The organism is Streptomyces sp. NPDC093591 (genome assembly GCF_044764885.1).
GTDB lineage: Bacteria > Actinomycetota > Actinomycetes > Streptomycetales > Streptomycetaceae > Streptomyces.
Map to the genome: position 1 here is coordinate 87,637 of NZ_JBIWIY010000028.1, position 22,882 is coordinate 110,518.

General features: G+C 70.3%; 23 protein-coding genes. 7 read left to right on the top strand and 16 right to left on the bottom strand.

Annotation, left to right across the window (positions count from 1 at the left end):
• Positions 1-22: 22 nt before the first annotated feature.
• The 4 genes from ACIREI_RS42605 to ACIREI_RS42620 form a co-directional block, all read right to left on the bottom strand.
• On the bottom strand, positions 23-1,705 hold the full coding sequence (locus tag ACIREI_RS42605; RefSeq protein ID WP_403345296.1) for a rhamnogalacturonan lyase B N-terminal domain-containing protein: 1,683 nt from the start codon (positions 1,703-1,705) through the stop codon (positions 23-25).
• A gap of 59 nt (positions 1,706-1,764) precedes the next feature.
• Entirely contained in the window at positions 1,765-2,595 is an 831-nt protein-coding gene (locus ACIREI_RS42610) for a pectate lyase (protein ID WP_403345298.1), read from the bottom strand.
• A gap of 81 nt (positions 2,596-2,676) precedes the next feature.
• Positions 2,677-3,528 carry a hypothetical protein gene (locus tag ACIREI_RS42615; RefSeq protein WP_403345300.1) on the bottom strand — a complete coding sequence of 284 codons (852 nt, stop codon included), beginning with the start codon at positions 3,526-3,528 and terminating at the stop codon, positions 2,677-2,679.
• A complete protein-coding gene (locus ACIREI_RS42620; protein ID WP_403345301.1) occupies positions 3,525-4,091 on the bottom strand; it encodes a SigE family RNA polymerase sigma factor in 567 nt (188 codons plus the stop codon). Before ACIREI_RS42620 ends, ACIREI_RS42615 begins: the two co-directional genes overlap by 4 nt.
• A 251-nt stretch (positions 4,092-4,342) precedes the next feature.
• Between ACIREI_RS42620 and ACIREI_RS42625 the strand changes: the two genes are divergently transcribed.
• Positions 4,343-5,794 carry an NCS2 family permease gene (locus tag ACIREI_RS42625; protein WP_403345303.1) on the top strand — a complete coding sequence of 484 codons (1,452 nt, stop codon included), beginning with the start codon at positions 4,343-4,345 and terminating at the stop codon, positions 5,792-5,794.
• 12 nt (positions 5,795-5,806) lie between these two features.
• Here ACIREI_RS42625 and ACIREI_RS42630 read toward each other — a convergent pair whose 3' ends face one another.
• From ACIREI_RS42630 to ACIREI_RS42655, 6 genes are all read right to left on the bottom strand, one after another.
• Positions 5,807-7,252, bottom strand: coding sequence for a penicillin-binding transpeptidase domain-containing protein (locus tag ACIREI_RS42630; protein WP_403345304.1), 1,446 nt, complete (start codon positions 7,250-7,252; stop codon positions 5,807-5,809).
• A gap of 54 nt (positions 7,253-7,306) precedes the next feature.
• Entirely contained in the window at positions 7,307-7,957 is a 651-nt protein-coding gene (locus ACIREI_RS42635; RefSeq protein ID WP_403345306.1) for a response regulator, read from the bottom strand.
• A complete protein-coding gene (locus tag ACIREI_RS42640; RefSeq protein ID WP_403345308.1) occupies positions 7,954-9,210 on the bottom strand; it encodes a sensor histidine kinase in 1,257 nt (418 codons plus the stop codon). Before ACIREI_RS42640 ends, ACIREI_RS42635 begins: the two co-directional genes overlap by 4 nt.
• Positions 9,207-10,208 carry a hypothetical protein gene (locus ACIREI_RS42645; protein ID WP_403345310.1) on the bottom strand — a complete coding sequence of 334 codons (1,002 nt, stop codon included), beginning with the start codon at positions 10,206-10,208 and terminating at the stop codon, positions 9,207-9,209. The genes ACIREI_RS42640 and ACIREI_RS42645 overlap by 4 nt, the downstream gene beginning before the upstream one ends.
• An 81-nt stretch (positions 10,209-10,289) precedes the next feature.
• A complete protein-coding gene (locus ACIREI_RS42650; RefSeq protein WP_403345312.1) occupies positions 10,290-10,760 on the bottom strand; it encodes a GNAT family N-acetyltransferase in 471 nt (156 codons plus the stop codon).
• Between the two features lie 3 nt (positions 10,761-10,763).
• Positions 10,764-11,537, bottom strand: a complete 774-nt coding sequence (locus tag ACIREI_RS42655) for an IclR family transcriptional regulator (RefSeq protein ID WP_403345314.1) — start codon at positions 11,535-11,537, stop codon at positions 10,764-10,766.
• A gap of 132 nt (positions 11,538-11,669) precedes the next feature.
• Here ACIREI_RS42655 and ACIREI_RS42660 point away from each other — a divergent pair, with 132 nt between their 5' ends.
• Positions 11,670-13,199 carry an aldehyde dehydrogenase (NADP(+)) gene (locus ACIREI_RS42660; protein WP_403345316.1) on the top strand — a complete coding sequence of 510 codons (1,530 nt, stop codon included), beginning with the start codon at positions 11,670-11,672 and terminating at the stop codon, positions 13,197-13,199.
• 47 nt (positions 13,200-13,246) lie between these two features.
• Positions 13,247-13,855 carry a DUF1349 domain-containing protein gene (locus ACIREI_RS42665; protein WP_403345317.1) on the top strand — a complete coding sequence of 203 codons (609 nt, stop codon included), beginning with the start codon at positions 13,247-13,249 and terminating at the stop codon, positions 13,853-13,855.
• Here the strand turns inward: ACIREI_RS42665 and ACIREI_RS42670 are convergent.
• On the bottom strand, positions 13,815-15,203 hold the full coding sequence (locus tag ACIREI_RS42670; RefSeq protein WP_403345319.1) for an MFS transporter: 1,389 nt from the start codon (positions 15,201-15,203) through the stop codon (positions 13,815-13,817). The genes ACIREI_RS42665 and ACIREI_RS42670 overlap by 41 nt on opposite strands.
• A 71-nt stretch (positions 15,204-15,274) precedes the next feature.
• Here ACIREI_RS42670 and ACIREI_RS42675 point away from each other — a divergent pair, with 71 nt between their 5' ends.
• From ACIREI_RS42675 to ACIREI_RS42690, 4 genes are all read left to right on the top strand, one after another.
• Positions 15,275-16,270 (top strand): GlxA family transcriptional regulator, encoded by a 996-nt coding sequence (locus ACIREI_RS42675; protein ID WP_403345321.1) that lies wholly within the window; start codon positions 15,275-15,277, stop codon positions 16,268-16,270.
• A complete protein-coding gene (locus ACIREI_RS42680; RefSeq protein ID WP_403345323.1) occupies positions 16,267-16,770 on the top strand; it encodes a GNAT family N-acetyltransferase in 504 nt (167 codons plus the stop codon). The genes ACIREI_RS42675 and ACIREI_RS42680 overlap by 4 nt, the downstream gene beginning before the upstream one ends.
• 76 nt (positions 16,771-16,846) lie before the next feature.
• Positions 16,847-17,563, top strand: a complete 717-nt coding sequence (locus ACIREI_RS42685) for a DsbA family oxidoreductase (protein ID WP_403345325.1) — start codon at positions 16,847-16,849, stop codon at positions 17,561-17,563.
• A 110-nt stretch (positions 17,564-17,673) separates the two neighbouring features.
• Positions 17,674-18,726 carry an aminotransferase class V-fold PLP-dependent enzyme gene (locus tag ACIREI_RS42690; protein ID WP_403345327.1) on the top strand — a complete coding sequence of 351 codons (1,053 nt, stop codon included), beginning with the start codon at positions 17,674-17,676 and terminating at the stop codon, positions 18,724-18,726.
• A gap of 92 nt (positions 18,727-18,818) precedes the next feature.
• Here the strand turns inward: ACIREI_RS42690 and thpD are convergent, their stop codons facing one another.
• The 5 genes from thpD to ACIREI_RS42715 form a co-directional block, all read right to left on the bottom strand.
• Positions 18,819-19,721, bottom strand: coding sequence for an ectoine hydroxylase (thpD, locus tag ACIREI_RS42695; RefSeq protein ID WP_403345328.1), 903 nt, complete (start codon positions 19,719-19,721; stop codon positions 18,819-18,821).
• A 7-nt stretch (positions 19,722-19,728) separates the two neighbouring features.
• On the bottom strand, positions 19,729-20,133 hold the full coding sequence (locus tag ACIREI_RS42700) for an ectoine synthase (RefSeq protein WP_128436646.1): 405 nt from the start codon (positions 20,131-20,133) through the stop codon (positions 19,729-19,731).
• A gap of 28 nt (positions 20,134-20,161) precedes the next feature.
• Entirely contained in the window at positions 20,162-21,433 is a 1,272-nt protein-coding gene (ectB, locus tag ACIREI_RS42705; protein ID WP_403345329.1) for a diaminobutyrate--2-oxoglutarate transaminase, read from the bottom strand.
• Between the two features lie 52 nt (positions 21,434-21,485).
• The gene (gene ectA, locus ACIREI_RS42710) at positions 21,486-21,992 is read right to left on the bottom strand and encodes a diaminobutyrate acetyltransferase (RefSeq protein WP_403345330.1); all 507 of its coding nucleotides are present in this window, start codon (positions 21,990-21,992) and stop codon (positions 21,486-21,488) included.
• 305 nt (positions 21,993-22,297) lie between these two features.
• On the bottom strand, positions 22,298-22,825 hold the full coding sequence (locus tag ACIREI_RS42715) for a DinB family protein (protein WP_403345332.1): 528 nt from the start codon (positions 22,823-22,825) through the stop codon (positions 22,298-22,300).
• Between the last annotated feature and the right edge of the window lie 57 nt (positions 22,826-22,882).

A 22,882-nucleotide genomic window follows, 5' to 3' on the forward strand; every position in this document is an offset into this window, starting at 1 on the left:
TGTTCTGCTGACCGAGGGGGGCTCAGGTCAGCAGGTCCAGACAGTCGAACGAGGTGCCCGGGCTGAGGTGGGCCGAGCCGCTCGAACCACTGACGATGTTGATCCTCAGGACGTTGTACTGAGTCGTGTCCGTCTGCCACGCACTACTAGGGACGCTGAAGACGAACGTGTGGTTGTTCCCTCGGTAGGAACCCGTGGTGAGGGAACGCGTCGAGGGTTGTGTGGGAGCTGTGGGGACGGTCGAGACCCAGTCGTTCACGGTGACGCGCGGCCGGCCGTTCAGGAACGCGTCCGTCACCCCGACCCGCAGCGTGTGCGCCGCCGCGGCCTGCTCCTTGGTCAGCTTGAAGTAGACCAGGACGCCGTCGTTGACGTCCTTCCACATGTACGCCGGGAAGGCCGCGGCCTCGCTGCCACCGCCGATCGTGACGTTCCCCGTCCACTTCGCCGCGCGGCCGTCGGACGGATGCGCGTACGTCATCAGCTCGGCGTTCTTGAACCCGCGGGGCGTGCCGTCCCAGTCCCCGAGCCGCCAGATGGCCTTGGCGGACGACGGGTCACGGGCGACGGTGATGCTGTGCAGCGACGTGGCGGCGCCCGCGGTCACCTTCACCGTGCCGGTGTGCACGGCGAGTTCGCCCTTGTAGACGGTCATCGTGTACGTCCCCGGCAGCATCCCCTTGCAGGAGAACGCCCCCGACCCGGCCGCGGCCCTCGCCCAGTACTGCGCGTCCTTGTTCGCGAAGCCCACGGTGTACGCGTACTTGGCGTCCATGCCTTTCAGGCCCACGCCCGCCACCTTGCCGCGACCGGACGCGCCGACCCAGCCGGTGATGCCGAGGCCGTCCACCCAGGAGGTGTCGAGCTTGGCGTGGAACAGGGACGACGACGGTGCCCCGCCGTCCGTGAAGGACAGCACGTACGGGCCCTGGAGACCGAAGCGCTCCGGCTCCGTCTGCGCCTGGTTGTAGTGCAGGATCTCGTAGAGGCCGGCGCCGAGGTCGTTCGAGTGGCGCAGCAGCGAGCGGTAGAACGGTCCGCCCGACGCCTTCTCGTGGTTGGAGCGCACCAGCCACAGACCGACCGAGCCGGTGGTGAAGCCGACGTAGTCGTAGTCGATGACGCGCTTGCCCGAGTAGTGCTTGGAGTGGGTCGTACCGTCCGCGCGCTTCCAGACGTCCCCGGCCTCGATCACCTTGTCGGAGGCCTCGATCCAGCTGTCCGGCCCCTCGTTGGGGAAGAGCCCGGGCTTGAGGCGGACGAGGTAGCGGGTCGCGGTGAAGGAGGCGTCGGCCTTGTTCGTCCACAGGTAGACGTTGTTCTGGCCGCTGCGCGCCGCGTACCACTGGGTGATCGCCCCGTGCACGGCCTTCACCAGGATCGTCGAGCCCGACTGCTTGACCGTCACCGTGGACGCGCCGAGCCCCGACTCGACGTGCGAGTGCTTGCCGCCGTACCCCTCGTACTCCTTGCCCCGGTAGGCCAGGGACGTGAGGTCGCCGGTCGACTTGGAGACCTTGAAGACGAGCGAGGCCCCGGTGTCGATGACGTAGTTGGAGCCGTCGTCCTTGTAGCCGAAGGTCGCGGCGGAGGCGGAGGAGAGGAGGCCGGTGCCGCCCGCGACGGCGGCGCCGGTGGCGGCGACGCCGATCGCGGAGGCCCCGAGCACCCGCCTGCGGGTGAGGCTTCTCTTGTGCGTGCTCACAGGTCGTGCTCCGGGGGATGGCCCGGGAGACATCCCGGGGGAGGTGCTTGAACGTTCACTCACTGGTACGTGATGTCAGATGACGAGAACTTGCAGGAGGTTCCGTCCGGGCCGGTGCCGATCTCCTTCGGCTCGTCGCCGCTGCTGTTGCCCTGGAAGCGGACGCAGGTCTTGATCTTCTTGCCGCTGTCGCCGTGGATACGGACCTTGCGCAGGGCGGCCGTGTCGCCGTAGTTGGCGTTGATGCCGACGATGGAGTTCATGGGCGCGGTGACGTCGACATCGTTGATGATGATCGTGCGCTTGTACTGCGTGGAGCAGTTTCCGCAACTGCGCACCAACTTACCCGAGTTGGCTACCTGGAACTTGCTGACGACCAGCTTGCCCGCGCCGTTGAACTGCAGGACCTTGTCCGACCCGTTCTTCGCGCCGCCGCCGTAGACCGTGTACACGGCCGAGGACGACTTGCCCTTGAAGGTGGCGGCGTCCTCGCCGACGTCGTTCCACCACACGTTCTGCAGCGTGCAGCTGCCCAGGCAGTGCACGCCGTCGGCGGCCGGACTGCCGAGGATCACGTTCTTCAGAACGGCGCCGTCCGCCAGCTGGAAGATCGGGTCCTGGCCCTCTTCCTGGCCGTTGCCGCCCAGGGCTCCGCTGCCGTAGTACTCCTTGTAGCCACCGTCGAGGGTGCCGGAGACCTTGATCGTGCTGGTCACGGCCTGCTTGCCCTTGGCCGTCGGCCAGGCCGCGGCGGCACCGGCGGTGGACAGCATCGTCGTCGTGACGATCGCCGCACCCGTGATGCCCAGGGCCGCGGCTCCGGCGATCACCGCCCGTCGCTTGGTGACCTTGCGGCGGTGGCTGACGCGCTGTTCGGCTCGTGCTGTCATGACCCGTTCCTTGCGTGGGGGATCTTTGCGACTCTTGGTCGCCCCCGGTGAAGGAAGGGTTGCCGCATCTGCGGGATTCTTTTACGAATCCCCTTCGTCCGACGCGTCGTTGCCGTCGTGGCCTGCGAAGTCGCCCGCGACGGACAGCTGTTCGCCGCCCGCCGTCGCCGTCATCGCATAGCTGTCGTCCTTGGCGTCCCGGCCGCCGCGCTCATGGTCGTACTGCCCCGCGAACACCCACTCGCCCGCACGGACCGTACGGCCCTCCTTGAGCACCCAGGTGTAGACGAGGAAGCCGTCCTTCTCCTCGACCGTCAGCGTGAAGTCGTCCTCGGGCAGCGAGCGCCAGGCGCCGGTCGAGGTGACCCCGCCGGTCTGCGCGACCTTCAACCGCACGGTCAGCGCGGTGAGTTGCTCGCTCGTCCTGAGGGTGAGATTGCTCTGCGCCCAGAAGTCGTTGCTGTGCGGGTCTACCGAGCCGTCCGACCACAGCGGGCCGTCCTCCTCGCCCTCGGCGGCCGGCGGCGGGGCGGTCACGGGCGGCTGCTGCGAGGGGGACCTGCTCGGCCCGGGCGTCTGCCGCGGTGTGTCCGGCGTGGGGTTCACGGGCGGCACCGGCGCGCGGCTCGTCGCGTCCGGTGACGGCGTGGGCGTCGGCGAGGTCGCCACCGTCTGCTGCGGGGTGTCCTCCTTCACGGCGGACGCGACCGCGTACCCGCCGACCGCGAGGACACCGGCGACCGCCGCCGTGGCGGTCACCACCCGGAACCAGCCGTAGACCGGCGGACGGGTCGCCCGGTGGTCGGGGCGGGTCTGTTCGCTCATGCCGCGCTCGATCCGGGCCAGGATCCGCTCCCGGTCGGGCTCGTGCGCCTCGGCCGCCTCGTGCAGCCGGGCGCGCAGCTCGTCGTGCACGTCCCGCCGCATCGTCATCGGTCCCTTCCTCCGGAGTCACCGGTGTGCACCATCGCCGCGTGCACCCTGAGCGGAGCTCCTTGTGCCCCGAGCAGCCGCTGCAACTCGGCCATGCCCTTCGAGGTCTGGCTCTTCACCGTACCGACCGAGACGCCCAGGGTGAGGGCGGTGTCCTTCTCGGACAGGTCGAAGGCGTGCCGCAGTACCACACAAGCGCGTTTGCGGAACGGAAGTCTACGCAACGCCTCCTGGACATCGACGACGCCCGCGACGTCCGGGTTCTCCGCCTTCTCCTCGCGCTGCGACCAGAACAGGGCGATGCGCCGCCGTTCCCGGACCGCGCTGCGGATTTTCGTGCGGGCCAGATTGGCGACCACCCCGCGCGCGTAGGCCACCGGATGGTCGGCCGCGCGTACCCGGTCCCAGCGATGCCACAGCGCCAGCAGCGCGTCCGCCGCCAGATCGTCGGCGGCGTCCGCCTCACCCGTCAACAGATGGGCGAGGCGGGACAGTTCGGCGTAGTGGCGTTCGAAGAAGGCGTGGAACTCCACGGAGGCGGCGTCGTCGACGACTGTGCCCACGGGCGACCCCTTCTGCACCTGTGCGTGTCATGTGTCTGACATGTGATGGTCCGGAGATCATCCGGACGAGATCCGGAAGCGTAGCAGTGATCGAGCGCTTGGTTCGTACGAGGCTTCGAACGCCGTATGGCAGGCCGTACGGTGAGCAGCCCTGATTCCGTAACACGGAGAAAACCTGAAACGCGTTCAACGCGGGAACAATCCAGCCAGCATCCGCACACCGATCAGTCAGGCAACAAGGAGCGACCGCCATGTCCGAATCCCAGAAGGTGACCGACCGGCCAAGTGCCCCGCCACCAGGCGTGAACAGCGTCGACCGGTTCTTCAAGATCTCCGAACGGGGGTCCACCTTCGCCCGTGAGATACGCGGCGGCTTCGCCACGTTCTTCACGATGGCCTACATCCTTGTCCTGAATCCCATCATCCTCGGCAGCGCGAAGGACAAGTTCGGCCACCAGTTGGATGCCGTCCAACTCACCACCGCCACCGCCCTGGTGGCCGCGGTCATGACGATCATCATGGGCGTCGGCGGCAACCTTCCGCTCGCCCTCGCCGCGGGCCTCGGCCTGAACGCCGTCGTCGCCTTCCAGATCGCCCCGCTGATGTCCTGGGACGACGCGATGGGCCTGGTCGTCCTCGAAGGCCTGCTGATCTGCGTGCTCGTGGTCACCGGGCTGCGGGAGGCCGTCATGCACGCCATCCCGCAGCCGCTCAAGCAGGCGATCAGCGTCGGCATCGGCCTGTTCATCGCCTTCATCGGCTTCGTCGACGCCGGGTTCGTCAGCCGCATCCCGGACGCCGCGAACACCACCGTCCCGGTTCAGCTGGGCGGCACCGGCCAGCTCACCGGGTGGCCGATTCTCGTCTTCTGCCTCGGAGTTCTGCTGACGATCGCCCTGCTCGCGCGCAAGGTGAAGGGCGCCATCCTGATCAGCATCGTCACCATGACGGTCGTCGCGATGGTCATCAACTCGATCGCCGACATCAAGGCCTGGGGCCTGACCACACCGGCCTGGCCCGACAAGGTGGTCGACACCCCCGACTTCGGACTCATCGGCGACTTCAGCCTGTTCGGCGCGTTCGGCGAGACCACGGTCATCACCGTGGTCCTGCTGATCTTCACGCTGATCCTGTCCGACTTCTTCGACACCATGGGCACGGTCGTCGGCATCAGCGCGGAGGCCGGTCTCCTCGACGAGCGGGGCAAGGTGCCGAACCTCGGCCGGGTGCTGCTGATCGACGGCGCCGCCGCGGCCGCCGGCGGTGCGGCCTCGTCGTCCTCCGCGACCTCCTACATCGAGTCGGCGGCGGGCGTCGGCGAGGGCGCGCGCACGGGCTTCTCCAACCTGATCACCGGCGGCATGTTCGCCCTGGCCCTCTTCCTGACCCCGCTGCTCACGATCGTCCCGCTCCAGGCGGCGGCCCCCGCCCTCGTCGCCGTCGGCTTCCTGATGATGACCCAGGTCAAGCACATCGACTGGGACAAGTACGAGATCGCCATCCCGGCGTTCCTGACCATCGCCGTGATGCCGTTCACGTACTCGATCACCAACGGCATCGGGGCGGGGTTCCTCGCCTACGTCGTGATCAAGGTGGTGCTCGGGAAGGCGAAGGAGATCCACTGGCTGCTGTGGGGGACCTCGGTGCTGTTCCTCGTGTACTTCGCCATCAACCCGATCGAGCAGGTCCTGGGCGTCAAGTAGCCCTGAGCAGCTCTAGTTGTTGAGCGCCGCCTCCATCACCTTCCTGGCCACGGGGGCGGCCAGCCCGTTACCGCTGACCTCCGAGCGCGCCGCGTTCGACTGCTCCACGACCACCGCCACGGCGACCTCCTTGCCGTCGGCCTTCCCGTAGGACGTGAACCAGGCGTACGGCGTCTTGCTGTTGTTCTCGCCGTGCTGGGCCGTGCCCGTCTTGCCGCCCACCGTCGCGCCCGAGATCTGCGCGTTCGTGCCGGTGCCCTTCTCGACGACCGTCTGCATGGCCGACTGGAGTTGCTCGGCGGTGTCGGAGCTGACGATCTCCTTGGTCTCGGCGTTGTCGTCGTAGTTCTCCAGGACGTCGTCGCCGCCGTCGGTGATCTGCGACACCATGTGCGGCGAGACCAGCTTGCCGTCGTTGGCTATGGCAGCCGACACCATGGCCATCTGCAGCGGGGTCGCGGTCACGTCGAACTGGCCGATGCCGGACAGGGCGGTCTGCGCCTCGTCCATGTCGGAGGGGTACACGCTGGTGTACGCCCGCACCGGCACATCCTGCTCCTCGTCGTTGAAGCCGAACTTCTCGGCCATCGCCCGGACCTTGTCCTGGCCCAGGGCGACGGCCATGCTTCCGAAGACGTTGTTGCACGAGTACTGCAGAGCCACCCGGATCGAGGCGTTCTCGCACGGGGCGGACGGGTTCTCGTTCGTCAGCTTGTCGCTGGACTGCGGCAGCGGGTACGGGTCCGGACTGTCCGTCTTCTCGTCCACCGACGAGTACAGGCCGTCCTCCAGCGCGGCCGCCGCCACCACCAGCTTGAACGTCGAACCCGGCGGCAGCGGCTGGCGCAGCGCGCGGTTCGTCATCGGCTTGTCGGAGTCCTTGGTCAGCTGCTTCCAGGCGGCCGAGTCGCCCGTGGTGATCCGCGACGGGTCGTACGACGGCGTGGAGACGACCGCGAGGATCTTCCCCGTGGTGGGGTCGATCGCGACGGCGGCGCCCTTGTTGTCGCCGAGCGCGTCGTACGCCGCCTTCTGCACATCCGGGTCGATCGTCGTGATCACATTGCCCGGATCGGCCCGCTTTCCGGTGACCGTGTCCATCACGCTCTTCAGGCGGTTGTCGCTGCCGTCGAGCAGGTCCTGGTAGACGCCCTCCAACTGCGTGGCCCCGTACGCCTGCGAGCTGTAGCCGGTCACGGCCGAGTACAGCGCGCCGTCGGTGTACGTCCGCTTGTACAGCAGGTCACCGCTCTTCGTCCGCGCCGAGCCGGTGATGGCCTCGCCGCCCACGATGATGTTGCCGAGCGGCTCGCTGTACAGCGCGATCGTGTTCCGCCGGTTGTCCTTGTCGTCCGCGAGTGCCTGGCCTTCGTAGAACTGCACCCAGGTCGCCCTGACCAGCAGAGCGAACACCAGCAGCAGCGCGAAGACGGACGCCCGCCTGATCGTCTTGTTCATCCCACTCAAGCAGACGATCAGGATGCGACGGAACGTTCCCTTCCGCCTTGTTTCTCATCGAGCGTTCATGAAGCCCGCCTCGTACGCGGCGATCACGGCCTGTGTGCGGTCCCGCGTGCCGGTCTTCGCCAGCACCGCCGCCACGTGCGACTTCACCGTGGCCGGCCCGACCTCCATGCGCCGCGCGATCTCCGCGTTGGTCAGGCCCTGCGCCATCAGCCGCAGCACCTCGCTCTCGCGGCCCGTGAGCCTCGCCACCCAGGGCGGCGGCGCGGGGTACGCGCGCGCGTGCTCGGCCGCGAGGCTGCGGACGGCCGACGGGAACAGCAGGGTGTCGGTGCGCGAGACCAGCCGTACGGCCTGGACGAGCGCGTCGGCCTCCGCCCGCTTCAACAGGAACCCGGCGGCTCCGGCGCGCAGGGCGTCGTAGACGTAGGAGTCGTTCTCGAAGGTCGTGACGACGACAATGCGGGGCGGGTCGTCGAGCGTGCCGAGGATCTGCTCGGTGGCCCGGATGCCGTCGATCTCGGGCATCCGGACGTCCATGAGGACGACGTCGGGACGCCGGTCCCGTACGACGGTCACGGCCTCGGCCCCGGTGGCCGCCTCGCCGACCACCTCCATGTCCGGCTCGGCGGAGAGGATGGCGCGCAGGGCGCTGCGCACCATGCGTTCGTCGTCGGCGAGGACGATCCGGATCGTCATGCGGGTCCCTTCAGGGGCAGTCGTACGTGCAGGCGCCACCTTCCCTGTGCGGGGCCGGCCTGCGCAGTCCCGCCCAGCAGCCGGGCCCGGTCCGCTATGCCGCGCAGGCCGTGACCGCCGCCGGGGCGGCAGGCGGGGGCGCGGTCCAGGGGGTTCTCCACGGTGATCGCCAGGTGTCCGTCGGCGGCCTCGATCCGCAGGGTTACGGTCACCCGCTCACCGGCGTGTCTGAGGGCGTTGCTCAGCCCCTCCTGCACGATGCGGTAGGCCTCGCGGGACAGGACGGGCGCCAGGGCCTCGGGGTCGATGCCGACCGTGGCGGTCACCCGGGTGCCGCCCGCGCGCGTGCGGCGCAGGAGGCAGTCGAGGTCGGCGCCGAGGGTGGGCGCCGGGGCCGTACCGGGAGCGTCGCCGTCTCTCAACACGCCGAGCACGGCGTCGAGTTCGCCGACCGTGCGCCGGGTGGTGTCCTCGATCGCGGCGAGGGCCTCGCGGACGAACTCCGGGTCGGTGTCGAGGAGCCGGCGGGCCGCGCTCGCCTGGAGGGTGACGGCGCTGAGGGCGTGGCCCACGGAGTCGTGCAGTTCGCGCGCGAGCCGGTTGCGCACGGCGAGGTCGGCGGCGTGTGCCTCGGCCGCCGCGAGCCGGTCCTCGGGGGTGGGCCCGAGCAGCGCGGGCGCCCAGCGGGCGAGGAGCGCGCCGGAGACGGCCGCGCAGGCGGCGAGCGCGAGCAGGGTCGCCACGCCCGCGACCGGCGCGAGCGCCAACACCCAGGGCTGGTCGAGGGGTTCGGGCAACTCGACGGCCTCGGCGCCGCCCAGCCAGACGATCAGCGGAAGTGCGGCGAGGAAGCCGGCGAACGGCGGCACCGCCAGCGACATCCCCGAGATGATCCCGCCGAACCCGAGATGCAGCGTGAACCAGGCCGCCGTACGCCCCTTCGCCGCCCGCGTCCGGGCGGGGCCGTGGGCGAGCAGCCCCGCGTCGACACCGCACAGCGACCGCACGGCACCCGCCTCCATGGACCGGGTCAGCGGGAACAGGGCGGCGGTGAGGGCTGCGAGGGGCAACCCGACGGTGAAGGAGAGCAGTTGCAGGGGCAGGTCCTGGAAGACGTACCGGGAGTCGGTGGCGGGCCCGACGACGAGCTGGCCGACGAAGACGTACGGCATGGCGAGCGCGCCGCCGAGGATCAGATGGATCCAGCGCCGGCGCGCCCGCCGCCCGAACAGCAGCCGGAGATGTCCGCTCACGCCGGCCGCTTCATGGCGGATCGCTCGGTCAGGAAGTAGGCGCCGACGGTGGCGACCAGGATGCCGACGATCATCTGGCCAGCGTAGGTCAGGCTCATCAGCGGTGTGGCCCGGTCGGCGATGTCGTCCGGCCCGCCGAGGGACGCCAGCGCCAGCCAGCCGCCCCAGCAGGTGACGGCACCCGAGCCGACCCAGGCCAGGGCGAGCGGCAGCTTCACGGGCAGGGCCCGGCCCCGGCGGAAGGCGAGCAGGAAAGCGCCGGTGACGGCGGTGAGGAGGAAGACGACATCCAGGCTCTCCAGGACGTGGAAGTCGCTGGCGCGGTCCTCCACCCGGCCCTCGCTCAACCCCACCGTCGCACCGCACGCCCACAACAGGTGCACGGTGAGCGGGAACAGCGCCAGCGCGCCGGCGGCGACGGCCGTGAACCGCTGTGCCGGCCCGGTGACACCGACCGGCAACTCCCACACCGGGCCCCGCCACAGATGCCCCCACCGGTCCCGCGCGTAGAGCGTGAACAGGGCCCCCAGCGCGATCCCCTGCACGATGAACCCGCTGTACACGACCGCGAACACCCACTCGTCGAGGAAGGGCTCGCGGGCGCGCGAGCCCGTGGTGGTGCCCCCGAAGGCCCGCACCACGAGCTGCAGCGGAAACCCGGTCATGATCGGAGTGAGCAGCCCGGTGGCGACCCACACCGGGAACGCCAGCAGCCACGCCGGCACCCTCAGCCCCCAGGGCCGGGTCAGCACCAGCGCGAGCACGATCACGGCGCCGTCCATCAGCACCGTGACGCCGTTGGCGACGGCCATGGTGGCCCGGTGCTCCAGCAACGAGCTGCCCTCGGGGATCCCGACACGGCTCCCGGCGAGCCAGGCGAACTTGAGCGAGAGGTACGGCACGCAGGAGGCGACGGCGACGGTGCGCAGGATCCGGCGTGACCGGCTGAGCGGTACCGGACCGGTGACGGGAGCGGCGGGAGCGAGTGACTGCGTCATGCGTCCACGCTCCCGCGCGGCAGGCGGGGGCCACGTCCTGCGCGCCGACGATCCGTCTCCGCCGGACGGGGGAGAGCGGGCTCAGCCCTCCAGGGCCAGGACCAGTTCCTCGATCTCCTCGCCCCGCGCGTTCGCGAAGCCCCGGGCCTGTGCCGTGACCCGGAAGCCGCACTTGCGCAGCACGCGCAGGGAGCCCTCGTTGTCCGCCGCCGCCCGGGCGTACAGCGGGCGTTCCGGCACCTCGGTCAGCAGGTGCCGCAGCGCGGCGGTGGCCACGCCCCGGCCCCAGTACGCCCGGTCCACCCAGTACGTCACCTCGCGCTCACCCGGCACGCCGTACACCGCGGTACTGCCGACCACGTCACCGTCGGCCAGGACGGTGCGCACCACGTCGGCCGAGGACCTTATCCGCTGCCAGAACGCGGCGAAGGCGTCCCAGTCGGCCGGGTCCTTGGCGGTGAAGGCCGCCATGCGCAGGGCTTCCGGGTCGTTCATCTGCCGGTAGAAGACCGGCAGATCGCTGTCGTGAACCTCGCGGAGGGCGATCTGCATGCCTCAGAGCCTACGGGTCGCCAGCGTCAGCCTGTCCCGGGCGTCGAACAGCGCGTCCTTCACCATCTGCTCGTGGGCGGGGGTCAGCCGGGCCACCGGCACCGAGCAGCTGATCGCGTCGCGGGCCGGGGTCCGGTACGGGATCGCGACGCCGAAGCAGCGCAGCCCCAGCGTGTTCTCCTCGCGGTCGACGGCGAAGCCCTGCTCGCGGACCTGGTGGAGCTCCTCGATGAGCTTCTCGCGGTCGGTGATGGTGTTCTCGGTCAGCGCGGGGAGCGTCTCCGGGAGCATTTTGCGGACCTGTTCGTCCGTGTAGGTGCTCAGCAGCGCCTTGCCCAGCGAGGTCGAGTGGGCCGGGAGTCGGCGGCCGACCCGGGTGAAGGGGCGCAGGTAGTGCTGGGACTGGCGGGTGGCGAGGTAGACGACGTTCGTGCCGTCCAGGCGGGCCAGGTGGATGGTCTCGGTCGTGTCGTCCGAGAGGCGGTCCAGCGTCGGACGGGCCGCCGAGACCACCTCGTCGCCGTCGATGTAGGAGGTGCCGACCAGCAGCGCCCGGACGCCGATGCCGTACCGCGTGCCCGTCGCGTCCGTCTCCACCCAGCCCAGCTCGACGAGGGTGCGCAGCAACATGTAAAGGCTGGACTTGGGGTATCCGACGGCCTCCTGGACCGAGGCGAGGGAGTGCATGCCGGGGCGTCCGGCGAAGTATTCGAGCAGTTCAACCGTCCGCACCGCGGACTTGACCTGCGCCCCGCCGCCCGTCTCGCCAGCCGACATCGCCCTTGACCCCTTCGTTCGACGGGAAATAGTCTCCGAAGCATATTCATCATCAGAGACAGCGTTCAGTATATCGAACGACCCTGGTGGATGACCCCGTACTGCGGCAATACATGTGTGGAGGGACCCGCGGTGGCAGCAGCACCAGTCTGGAGTGTCGACCCCCGAACCGGGAAGCAGCGTGAACAGGTTGCGGTGGAGGCCACAGCCCAGGAGGTGGACGCCGCCGTCCGCGCCGCGCACGACGCGCGCGGCGCCCTGGCCGACCGCACGGTCCGCGCGGCCTTCCTGCGCACCGCCGCCGACAAGCTCCAGGCGGCCAAGGACCAGCTCGTCGAGGCCGCCGACGCGGAGACCGCGCTCGGCCCGGTCCGCCTGACCGGCGAACTCGCCCGCACCTGCTACCAGCTGCGGTCCTTCGCGGACATCGTCGACGAGGGCGCCTTCCTCGACGTCGTCATCAACCACCCCGACGACACCGCGACCCCGCCGATCCCGGACCTGCGCCGCTACAAGGTGCCCCTCGGCGTCGTCGCCGTCTACTCGGCCTCCAACTTCCCCTTCGCCTTCTCCGTCGCCGGCGGTGACACCGCGAGCGCGCTGGGCGCGGGCTGCCCGGTCGTCGTCAAGGCCCACCCCGACCACCCGGCGCTGTCGGAGCTGGTCGCGGCCGTCCTGCGGCGGGCCGCCGCCGAGCACGGCATCCCCGAAGGCGTCATCGGCCTCGTGCACGGCTTCGAGGCGGGCATCGAGCTGATCAAGCACCCGCTGGTCACCGCGGCCGGCTTCACCGGTTCGATCCGGGGCGGCCGCGCCCTCTTCGACGCGGCGGCCGCGCGGCCGGTACCGATCCCGTTCCACGGCGAGCTGGGCTCCCTGAACCCCGTCGTGATCACCGAGGCCGCGGCGGCCGAGCGGGCCGAGGCCATCGGTACGGGGCTGGCCGGGTCGATGACCCTGGGCGTCGGGCAGTTCTGCGTGAAGCCGGGCCTGGTGCTGGTGCCGTCCGGTGCCGCGGGTGACGGCCTGGTCAAGTCGCTCACGGACGCCGTCAGCGACACCGACGCCGGTGTCCTCCTCGACCACCGCATGCGGGACAACTTCGTCGCCGGGGTCGCCGAGCGCGCCGAGCTGCCCGAGGTGGAGACCCCGGTGACGCCGGGCGCCGGCGGCGAGCACACCGTCAGCGCCGGATTCCTGACGGTCGCGGCCGAGAAGCTGGCGAGCGAGGGCGCGTACGACCTGCTCCTGGAGGAGTGCTTCGGCCCGGTGACGGTGGTCGCCCGCTACGACGACGACGCGCAGGCGCGGGCCGTGCTGTCCCGGCTGCCCGGCAACCTCACAGCGACGGTCCACCTGTCGGCCGAGGAGGCGGCGGGGCAGGGCCGCGGTGCGGAGATCCTCGCGGAGCTGACGCCGCTCGCCGGTCGTGTGCTGGTGAACGGGTGGCCGACGGGTGTCGCCGTCGCGCCGGCCCAGCATCACGGCGGTCCGTACCCGGCGACGACCTCGACGTCGACGTCCGTGGGGGGTACGGCGATCGAGCGCTGGATGCGGCCGGTCGCCTACCAGAGCGCCCCCGAGGCGCTGCTGCCGCCGGAGCTGCGCGACGACAACCCGCTGGGTCTGCCGCGCCGCTTCAACGGTCGGCTCGAACGCTGAACGAATTAAGGACCCCATGGCGGAGGGGAAACTGAAAGACTCCGAGGATGGACGTGGAACTTCCTGAACTGCCCTTTCCCCTCCGCACCTATGGCCCCGACGGCCACTGGGCCTACGAGGACGGCATCCTCTCCGGATGGGCCGGCCCCCGGCAGGACCGGTTCGTGCCGCCCACCGATGAGGCCCTCGACCCCGCCTCCGACGCGCCGCGTCTCCTCGGGGCGCCCGAGGGCGACTTCCAGCTCATCGCCCGCGTCACCGTCGGGTTCGCCGCCGCCTTCGACGCCGGAGTGCTCTACGTCCATGTCGGCGACCGCGCCTGGGCCAAGCTCTGCCTGGAGTACTCCCCGGATGTGCCCACCGTCTGCACGGTGGTCACCCGGGGACACTCCGACGACGCCAACTCCTTCACCGTGGAGGGGAGTTCGGTGTGGCTCAGAGTCAGCCGCACCGGCCGTGCCTTCGCCTTCCACGCCTCCCGTGACGGCCGGCACTGGACCTTCGTCCGCCTCTTCACCCTCGGCGACGAGAAGGAGAGCGACGCCGCCCTGGTCGGCTTCATGACCCAGTCGCCGATGGGGGAGGGGTGTGTCGTGACGTACGAACACATCGAGTTCAGGCCGAACTGGCCGAAGGACCTGCGAGACGGAAGCTGAGCAGGCCCGTCACCGCCAGCAGGCCCGCGCTGATCACCAGGCTCAGCCGCATCCCCGTCACGAAGCCGTCGGAGATCAACGCTCCGAAGGCGGCGATGCCCAGCGCCCCGGCCATCTGCCGCGCCGAGTTGAGGACACCGGCCGCCAGCCCCGCCCGCTCGGCGGGTACGGCGTCCAGCATCGCCGCGGTCAGCGGCGGCACCGTCAGTGCGCAGCCCAGCGCCATGGGGACGAGGAGCAGGGCCACCAGGGCGGGAGACGTGCCGGAGTCGACGTACAGCATCGCGAGCAGTCCTACGACGGCCAGGCCCTGCCCCACCACCATGGGCACCTGGGCGCCGTAGCGGCCCGCGAGCTTGCCCGCCACCACGTTCGTCACCGCGATCAGGCCCGTCATCGGCAGGAACATCAGCCCGGCCTGGAGTGCGGAACGGCCCTGCACCTGCTGGAAGAAGAGCGAGAAGACGAACACCATGCTGTAGAAGGCCACGCTGACCGCCGCCCCCGCGGCCACCGCCACCGCGACGGTCCGGTTGCGGAAGAGGCCGAGGGGGACGACCGGGTGCGGCCCGCGTGCCTCGACCCGGAAGAACGCGACGGCGGCCACCACGGCCACCGCCAGCGCCGCCCACCCCGCCGTCCCGCCCTCGATCACCGCGAACGTCAGCGCCGTGAGCGCCACCACCGCCGTCACCTGGCCGGGCACGTCGAGCGGCGCCGGGCGGCGTGCCGAGCGCGGGGCCCGGAGCAGCAGCACGAGGATCAGTGCGCCGACGGGAAGGTTGACGAAGAAGATCCCGCGCCAGTCCCAGCCCGTCGTCAGCACACCGCCCGCCACCGGACCCAGCGCCACCGCCGCGGAACCGCCCGCCGCCCACAGGGCCACCGCCCGGGCCCGCCGCGCCGGATCGGCGTACGCCTGCCGCACCAGCGCCAGCGAGGCCGGCAGTACGACGGCCGCCGCCACGCCCTGCACCACCCGCGCGCCGATCAGCGCCGGCAGGTTCGGCGCCAGACCGCAGGCCGCCGAGGCGAGCGTGAAGACGGCGGCGCCGAGCGCGTACGCCCGGCTCGCCCCCACCCGGTCCGAGAACGCCCCCGTGGACAGCATCAGCGCGGCGAAGGCCAGGGTGTAGGCGTCGACCACCCACTGGAGGCCGGACATCCCGCCGCCGAGGGAGGAACCCATCGCGGGCAGGGCCACGTTCACGATGGACGCGTCCAGGCAGACCAGCGCGAAGCCGAGGAGCCCGGCGGTGAGAGTGAGAGCGGCGGACGACCTCTTGGGTTCCAACTCGCCCTTCCAGGGGGCGAGTTCGTCGCCCTTGAGGGTCTGGTTCGTTGACATGCCCTCCATGCTGCGGATCCGGGCCGTCATACAGTAGTGGCCGAAATGCCATGCACCCGGAGGTTCTGGCCATGCCCCAGTCGCGTGCCCCGCACCGCATCGCCGTCGTCGCGCCCTCGCCCGTCTCGATGTTCAACCTCGCCATCCCGGAGATGCTGTTCGGCAAGGTCGAGGTGGACGGGCGGCCCGGTTACGACGTGGTCATCTGCGCGGCCGAGCCGGGGCCGGTGCCCACCACCGGCGGCCTGGACCTGTATGTGCGCCGCGGCCTCGACGCCGTACGGGAGGCGGACACCGTGCTCGTCGCGGGGACCGGGGAACCTTTCGAGCCGGAGTCGCGGATCGTCACCGCCGTGCGGGAGGCGGCCGCCGACGGCAGGCGGATCGCGTCCCTGTGCACGGGCGCCTTCCAGCTCGCCGAGGCGGGGCTGCTGCACGGGCGCAGGGCCACGACGTACTGGGCGCACGCCGAGGAGCTGCGCCGCCGCTACCCGCACGTCGACCTGCGCGGCGATGTGCTGTACGTGCAGGACGGGCCGTACGTCACCTCCTCCGGCTACGCCGCCGGCATCGACCTGTGCCTGCACATCATCCGCACCGACTACGGCGCCGCCGTCGCCAACGAGGTCGCCCGGCGTGCCCTCGTCGCGCCCGTACGGCCGGGCGGCCAGACCCAGTTCACGCAGACCCCGCTGCCGCCCGAGCGCGGCACCGCCTGTGCCGACACCCGGGGCTGGGCCATGCGTAACCTCGACAAGCCGCTCACCCTCACCGACCTGGCCCGCCACGCCGGTGTCAGCGTCCGCACCCTCACCCGCCGCTTCCACGCCGAGAGCGGGGTGAGCCCGCTGCAGTGGCTGCTCCACCAGCGCATCGAGCGCGCCAAGGAGCTGCTGGAGACCACCGACCTCCCCATGGACCAGGTGGCCCGCGCCTGCGGCCTGGGCACGGCCGACTCGCTGCGGGGGCATCTGGTCCGCCGTACGGGGCTGACGCCCAGCGCCTACCGTGCGCAGTTCAGCCGCCTCGGAACCGGGGCGCCGGCGGTCACGTCCTCCGTTGCATGATCAGCGAACGAGTCAAGCCGGGCAGAGTCATCCGCACCGCCGTGCCCGCCGAGGTGGAGTCCATCGTCACGCTGCACGCACGGGCCCGGGCCACGTACTACCCCGACGGCGTCCCGGACGACGGGACCGACTGGCACGGCGCCTGGCGCAGCGCCGTCGAGCGGCCCGACGGACACGTCCTGTGCGTGGTCGAGCAGGGCCGGATCATCGCCCTGGCCTCCTTCCGCACCCCGGAGGGCGGCTCCGCGGACACGGTCAAGCTCTTCCAGTTCCACGTCGACCCCGATCACTGGCGCGGCGGCGTCGGTACGGCCCTGCACACCGCCTGCGTCGAACAGTGGCGGGCGGACGGCAAGCGCACAGCCGTCCTCGACGTGCACGTCGACAACCGGCGCGCCCAGTCCTTCTACGCCCGCCAGGGCTGGATCCCGGACCCGGAGAACCCGCCCGCCGACGGCGACCACCACCTGTTCCTGCGCTTCTCCGTGAGCGGGGAATGAACGCGGCTATTTGAACGTTCACGTACCGGAGCGGGGAGAGTCTCCGCATCCGTACGAGCCGGAGAGAGCCACAGACATGCGCGTCGAGATCTGGAGCGACATCGCCTGCCCCTGGTGCTACGTGGGCAAGGCCCGCTTCGAGAAGGCGCTGGAGGCCTTCCCGCACCGCGACGAGGTCGAGGTGGTGCACCGCTCGTTCGAACTGGACCCCGGCCGCGCCAAGGGCGACGTCCAGCCCGTGATCACCATGCTCACCAGGAAGTACGGCATGAGCGCGGCGCAGGCGCAGGCCGGCGAGGAGAACCTCGGCGCGCAGGCCGCCGCGGAGGGGCTCGACTACCGCACCCAGGGCCGCGACCACGGCAACACCTTCGACATGCACCGCCTCCTGCACCTCGCCAAGGCGCACGGCAAGCAGGACGAGCTGATCCAGATCCTCTACCGGGCGAACTTCGCCGAGGAGCGGTCCGTCTTCTCCGAGGGCGACGAGCGGCTGGTGGAGCTGGCCGTCGCGGCCGGGCTCGACGCCGACGACGTCCGGGGGGTCCTCGCCGACCCGGAGGCCTACGCCGACGACGTCCGCGCCGACGAGCGCGAGGCGGCCCAGCTCGGTGCCAACGGGGTGCCGTTCTTCGTGCTCGACCGCAAGTTCGGCGTCTCCGGCGCCCAGCCCGCCGAGGTCTTCCAGCAGGCGCTGACCCAGGCGTGGGGCGAGCGGTCGCCGCTGACGCTGATCGACCAGGGTGACGCGGACGGGTGCGGTCCGGACGGGTGCGCGGTACCGCAGCACTGAGCGAGTCCGCAGGTCGGGGCCGGTCCACAGCGGATCTATAAGCGTTGCTTAGCGAAACCACGTAAAGAATCGCAATGGACCGAGAGGTCTCCAGGGCCCACAGTGGAGCCATGGAGACCTTCGAGAGCCTCGTCCGTGCCGAGTTCGCCCCGAAGAACGTCTATCTCAACACCGCGAGCACCGGGCTGCTCCCGGCCCGCACCGTGGCCGCCCTCGCCGAGGCGGCGCGCATGCGGGCCGAGGGCAGGCCGCTGGGCCCGCTGCACGCGGACGTGGAGGCCGCCCGGGCCGCCTTCGCCCGGCTGGCCGGCGTCCCCGTCCAGCGGGTGGCGGCGGGTTCGTCCGTCGCCGCCTACACCGGGCTGGTCGCCGCCTCGCTGCCCGCGGGCGCCGAAGTCCTCACCGCCGAGGACGACTTCACCTCCGTCGTGAACCCCTTCCACGTCCGCGGCGACCTCAAGGTGCGCATCGTGCCGCTGGAGCGGCTCGCCGAGTCCGTGCGGCCCGGCACCGCGCTCGTCGCGGTCAGCGCCGCCCAGTCCGCCGACGGCCGGATCGCCGACCTGCCCGCCCTGCGCGAGGCCGCGCGCGAGCACGGCGCGCGTACGTACATCGACTTCTCGCAGGCCGGCGCCTGGCTGCCGATGGAGGCCGACGCGTACGACTTCACCGTGACCGTCTGCTACAAGTGGCTGATGGGCCCGCACGGCGCGGGCTTCCTCGTCGTGCCGGAGGACTTCGGCGGACTGCTGCCGCTGCTGGCCGGCTGGGTCGCCGGGGAGAAGCCCTGGGACAGCTGCTACGGCCCGGTGACCGAACTCGCCCACTCCGCCCGCCGGTTCGACCTGCCCCCGGCCCTGTTCAGCTTCACCGGACTGCGCCGCTCCCTCGAGCTCCTCGAGGAACTCGGCGTGGACGCCGTACGCGCCCACGACCTCGCCCTCGCCGACCGCTTCCGGGCCGGCCTCGCCCGCCTCGGCCACGCACCGGTGCCCGCGCCCGGCTCGGCCATCGTGTCCGTGCCCGGACTCGGCCACCGCCAGCCCGAGCTGAGCGCGGCCGGAATCGAGGTCTCCGACCGCGCGGGCAACCTGCGCGCGTCCTTCCACCTCTACAACACCCCCGACGACGTCGACCGGCTGCTGGACGCCCTGTCTCCCTGAACACCGAAGGGAACACCGAGGAACGCAACAGGCGACGCGGCCGCCGTACGGAACGTACGGGAGCGGCCGCGTCGCCTGTATGGCGGTGAGGGTCACTTCACGGGGGTGAAGTCCCTCGCGCCGATGAACTCCGGCCGCCGTACCGGAGCCGCGAAGGGCTCGACGGCCGTGTTCTCCACGCTGTTGAACACGATGAACACGTTGCTGCGCGGGAACGGCGTGATGTTGTCCCCGGAGCCGTGCATGCAGTTGCAGTCGAACCAGGTCGCCGAACCGGCCTTGCCCGTGAAGAGCTTGATGCCGTACTCGGACGCCATCTTGGTCAGCGCCTCGTCGGACGGCGTGCCCGCGTCCTGCATCTGCAGGGACTTCTTGTAGTTGTCCTTCGGCGTGGCCCCCGCACAGCCGAGGAAGGTCCTGTGCGAGCCGGGCATGATCATGAGCCCGCCGTTGGTGTCGTAGTTCTCGGTCAGCGCGATCGAGACCGACACGGTCCGCATGTTCGGCAGACCGTCCTCGGCGTGCCAGGTCTCGAAGTCGGAGTGCCAGTAGAAGCCGCTGGCCCCGAAGCCCGGCTTGACGTTGATCCGCGACTGGTGGACGTACACGTCCGAGCCGAGGATCTGCCGTGCCCGGCCGACGACCCGCTCGTCGCGCACGAGGGCGGCGAACACCTCACTGATCCGGTGCACTTCGAAGACGGACCGGATCTCCTTGGACTTCGGCTCGATGATCGAGCGCTCGTCCGCACGGATCGCCGGGTCGGTGACCAGCCGCTCCAGCTCCTGCGCGTAGACCGCGACCTCGTCCTCGGTGATGAGCTGGTCGATGGCGAGGAAGCCGTCGCGCTCGAAGGACTGCAGGTCGGTGGTCGTGATCGGACCGGGCGTGTCGGGGGAGCCCCAGACGACGGGGTCCTGACGCGGGGTCGCCACCTCGGTGGCGCCGCGGCTGGGGTAGAGATCGGTGACGTTCGCGGTCATGGCGGTGGTCATGGGTTTCTCACACCTCCTCGGGCTCGGTGAGCAGCGGGTACACGCCGTTCTCGTCGTGGTCCTCCCGGCCGGTCACGGGCGGGTTGAAGACACAGAGGCAGCGGAAGTCCTCCTTGATCCGCAGCGTGTGCCTCTCGTGCCCGTCCAGGAGGTACATGGTTCCGGGCGTGATCGTGTGCGTCCGCCCGGTCTCGTGGTCGGTCAGCTCGGCCTCGCCCTCGACGCAGACGACGGCCTCGATGTGGTTCGCGTACCACATCGACGTCTCCGTACCCGCGTACAGGATCGTCTCGTGCAGGGAGAAGCCGACCTTCTCCTTGGCGAGGACGATGCGCTTGCTCTCCCAGGTGCCGGACGCCGATTTCACATGGCGGTCGGTTCCTTCGATGTCCTTGAACGAACGGACGATCACGGTGCTGCGATGCCTCCTAGGTGGTGTTTCAGATGGTCTCCCGGACGGAACGGGCGAGGACACTGAGTCCCTCGTCCAGCTCCTCCGGGGTGATCGTGAGCGCCGGAAGCAGCTTCACGACCTCGCTCTCGGGGCCCGACGTCTCGATGAGCAGCCCGAGTTCGAACGCGCGGTGCGCGACGCGTCCGGCGCGCTCCTTGTCGTGGAACTCCAGGCCCCACACGAGCCCGCGCCCGCGGTACTCCTTCACGTCGGCGAGGTTCTCCTCGGTGATGGAGATGAGCGCCTGCTCGATCTGCTCGCCGCGCTTGCGCGTCTGCTTCTCCATCGCGGACCCGTCCGTCCAGTACGTCTCCAGGGCGGCGGTGGCGGTGACGAAGGCGGGGTTGTTGCCGCGGAAGGTGCCGTTGTGCTCGCCCGGCTCCCAGATGTCCAGCTCGGGCTTGAACAGGCACAGCGACATGGGCAGTCCGTAGCCGCTGATCGACTTCGACACGGTGACGATGTCGGGGGTGATGCCCGCCTCCTCGAAGGAGAAGAAGGCACCGGTACGACCGCACCCCATCTGGATGTCGTCGACGATGAGCAGCATGTCCTGCCGCTCGCACAGCTCGGCGAGCGCGCGCAGCCACTCCGGGCGGGCGACGTTGATGCCGCCCTCGCCCTGCACGGTCTCCACGATCACGGCGGCGGGCTTGTTGAGCCCGGACCCCTGGTCCTCGAGCAGCCGCTCGAACCACAGGAAGTCCTCGACCGTGCCGTCGAAGTAGTTGTCGAACGGCATGGGCGTGCCGTGCACGAGCGGGATCCCGGCGCCGGCCCGCTTGAAGGCGTTGCCGGTGACGGCGAGCGAGCCGAGCGACATCCCGTGGAAGGCGTTGGTGAACGAGACGATGGCCTCGCGCCCCTTCACCTTCCGGGCCAGCTTGAGCGCCGACTCGACGGCGTTCGTACCCGTGGGCCCGGGGAACATGACCTTGTACGGCAGGTCACGCGGCCGCAGCACGATGTTCTGGAAGGACTCCAGGAACGCACGCTTGGCGCTGGTGGACATGTCGAGCCCGTGCGTGACGCCGTCCCGCTCCAGGTAGTCGATCAACGCCCGTTTCAGGACGGGGTTGTTGTGCCCGTAGTTGAGCGAACCGGCGCCGGCGAAGAAGTCCAGATACTCGTGGCCGTCCTCGTCGTACATGCGGCTGCCGCGCGCGCGGTCGAAGACGGTGGGCCAGCCGCGGCAGTAGCTGCGCACCTCGGACTCCAGGGTCTCGAAGACGCTGAGGTCGGGCTGGGTGATGGTCACGACGAATCGCTCCTCGTTGCGTGGGGGGAGTCGGGGAAGTCAGTGGGGGAGGTCACAGGGAGAGGGGACCGATGCGGTACAGGACCTCGGGGTCGTGGGGCCCGTCCGGGAACACGCTCGTGGGGAACAGCACCTCGCGCTCCAGGGCGGCACCGTGCCGCTCGGCGAAGGAGCGGAACAGCCGCTCGGAGGCGGTGTTGCCGGGTGTGATGGTGGTCTCGACGCCGGTGACGCCGTACTCGGCACCGACGCGTGCGACGAGCCCGTCGAGCAGCGAGGCGGCGACCCCGCGTCCGCGCTGGGCGCCGTCCACGGCCACCTGCCAGACGAGCAGGGTGCGCGGACGCTCCGGCCGTACGTACCCGGTGACGAAGCCGACCGGCTCCCCGCGCTCGTCGCGGGCGACGGCCGACGTGCCGGCGAAGTCGCGGCACCACAGCAGATAGCTGTACGACGAGTTCAGGTCGAGGGCCTCGGAGTCTCTGGCAATGCGCCACAGCGCGGCCCCGTCGGCCACCGCCGGACGGTCGATTTGCAGGTCTGCTTGTGCGGCAGTCATGCGAATTGAATTTACCGAGGGAAATTCGAAATTGCATGGCCCTGAGGGGTTACGTGTGGGGGCCGGGTGTGTTATCACGCGGGCGTGAGTGGCGGCGCGAGACGGGGGCGAATCACACCTTCTGTCCGGGTAATCCCGGACAAAATGGGCGTGATGTGTAACGCGTCACAGCCGTGTAACCCCCACGAGATCTGCCCGAATTCCCCCGGTTCGCGTTCGCGGAATCTTTGCGTTTAGGTCCGGCGAAAGCGGGCAGAAGAGAATGGGAAGCTGCCTTGGAAAGGAATTCGAGAATTACGTGGAATTCAGGCTCCGGTAACTCCGTCGATGCGCTCGCGCAGAATGTCGGCATGGCCGTTGTGCCGCGCGTACTCCTCGATCATGTGAATGAGCACCCACCGCAGACTGACCTCGACCCCGGCCATCGGTCCGTCCCCGATCCGCCCCACGCTGTCCAGCGCCCGCCCGGCACACACCTCCCGGCCCCGCGCGATCTCGTGCCGCCACACCGTGAGCGCCTCCTCGATGCCGCGCCCGGCGTCGAGGGCGTACCCGGTCCTCTCCTCGAACACCGGCGGCACGTCGAGTCCCCCCATCACCCGCTGGAACCAGTTCCGTTCGACCTCGGCGAGGTGCTGTACGAGCCCGAGCAGCGTCAACGCGGACGGCTCCGCCGGGGCCAGCCGCACCTGTGTGTCGTCCAGCCCCGCGCACTTCAGCGCCAAGGTGGCCCGGTGGAACTCGAGCCAGCTCTCCAGCATGGGGAGTTCGTCGCCGGTCATGAGGGGGATGGGCCGGCCGTCGGGGAGGGTCTGGGGAGTGTCGGTGGTCATGTGGGGAGCATGGCAGGGGTGGCTGATGACGGCACAGGGTTCAGCACCGGAGGGTTC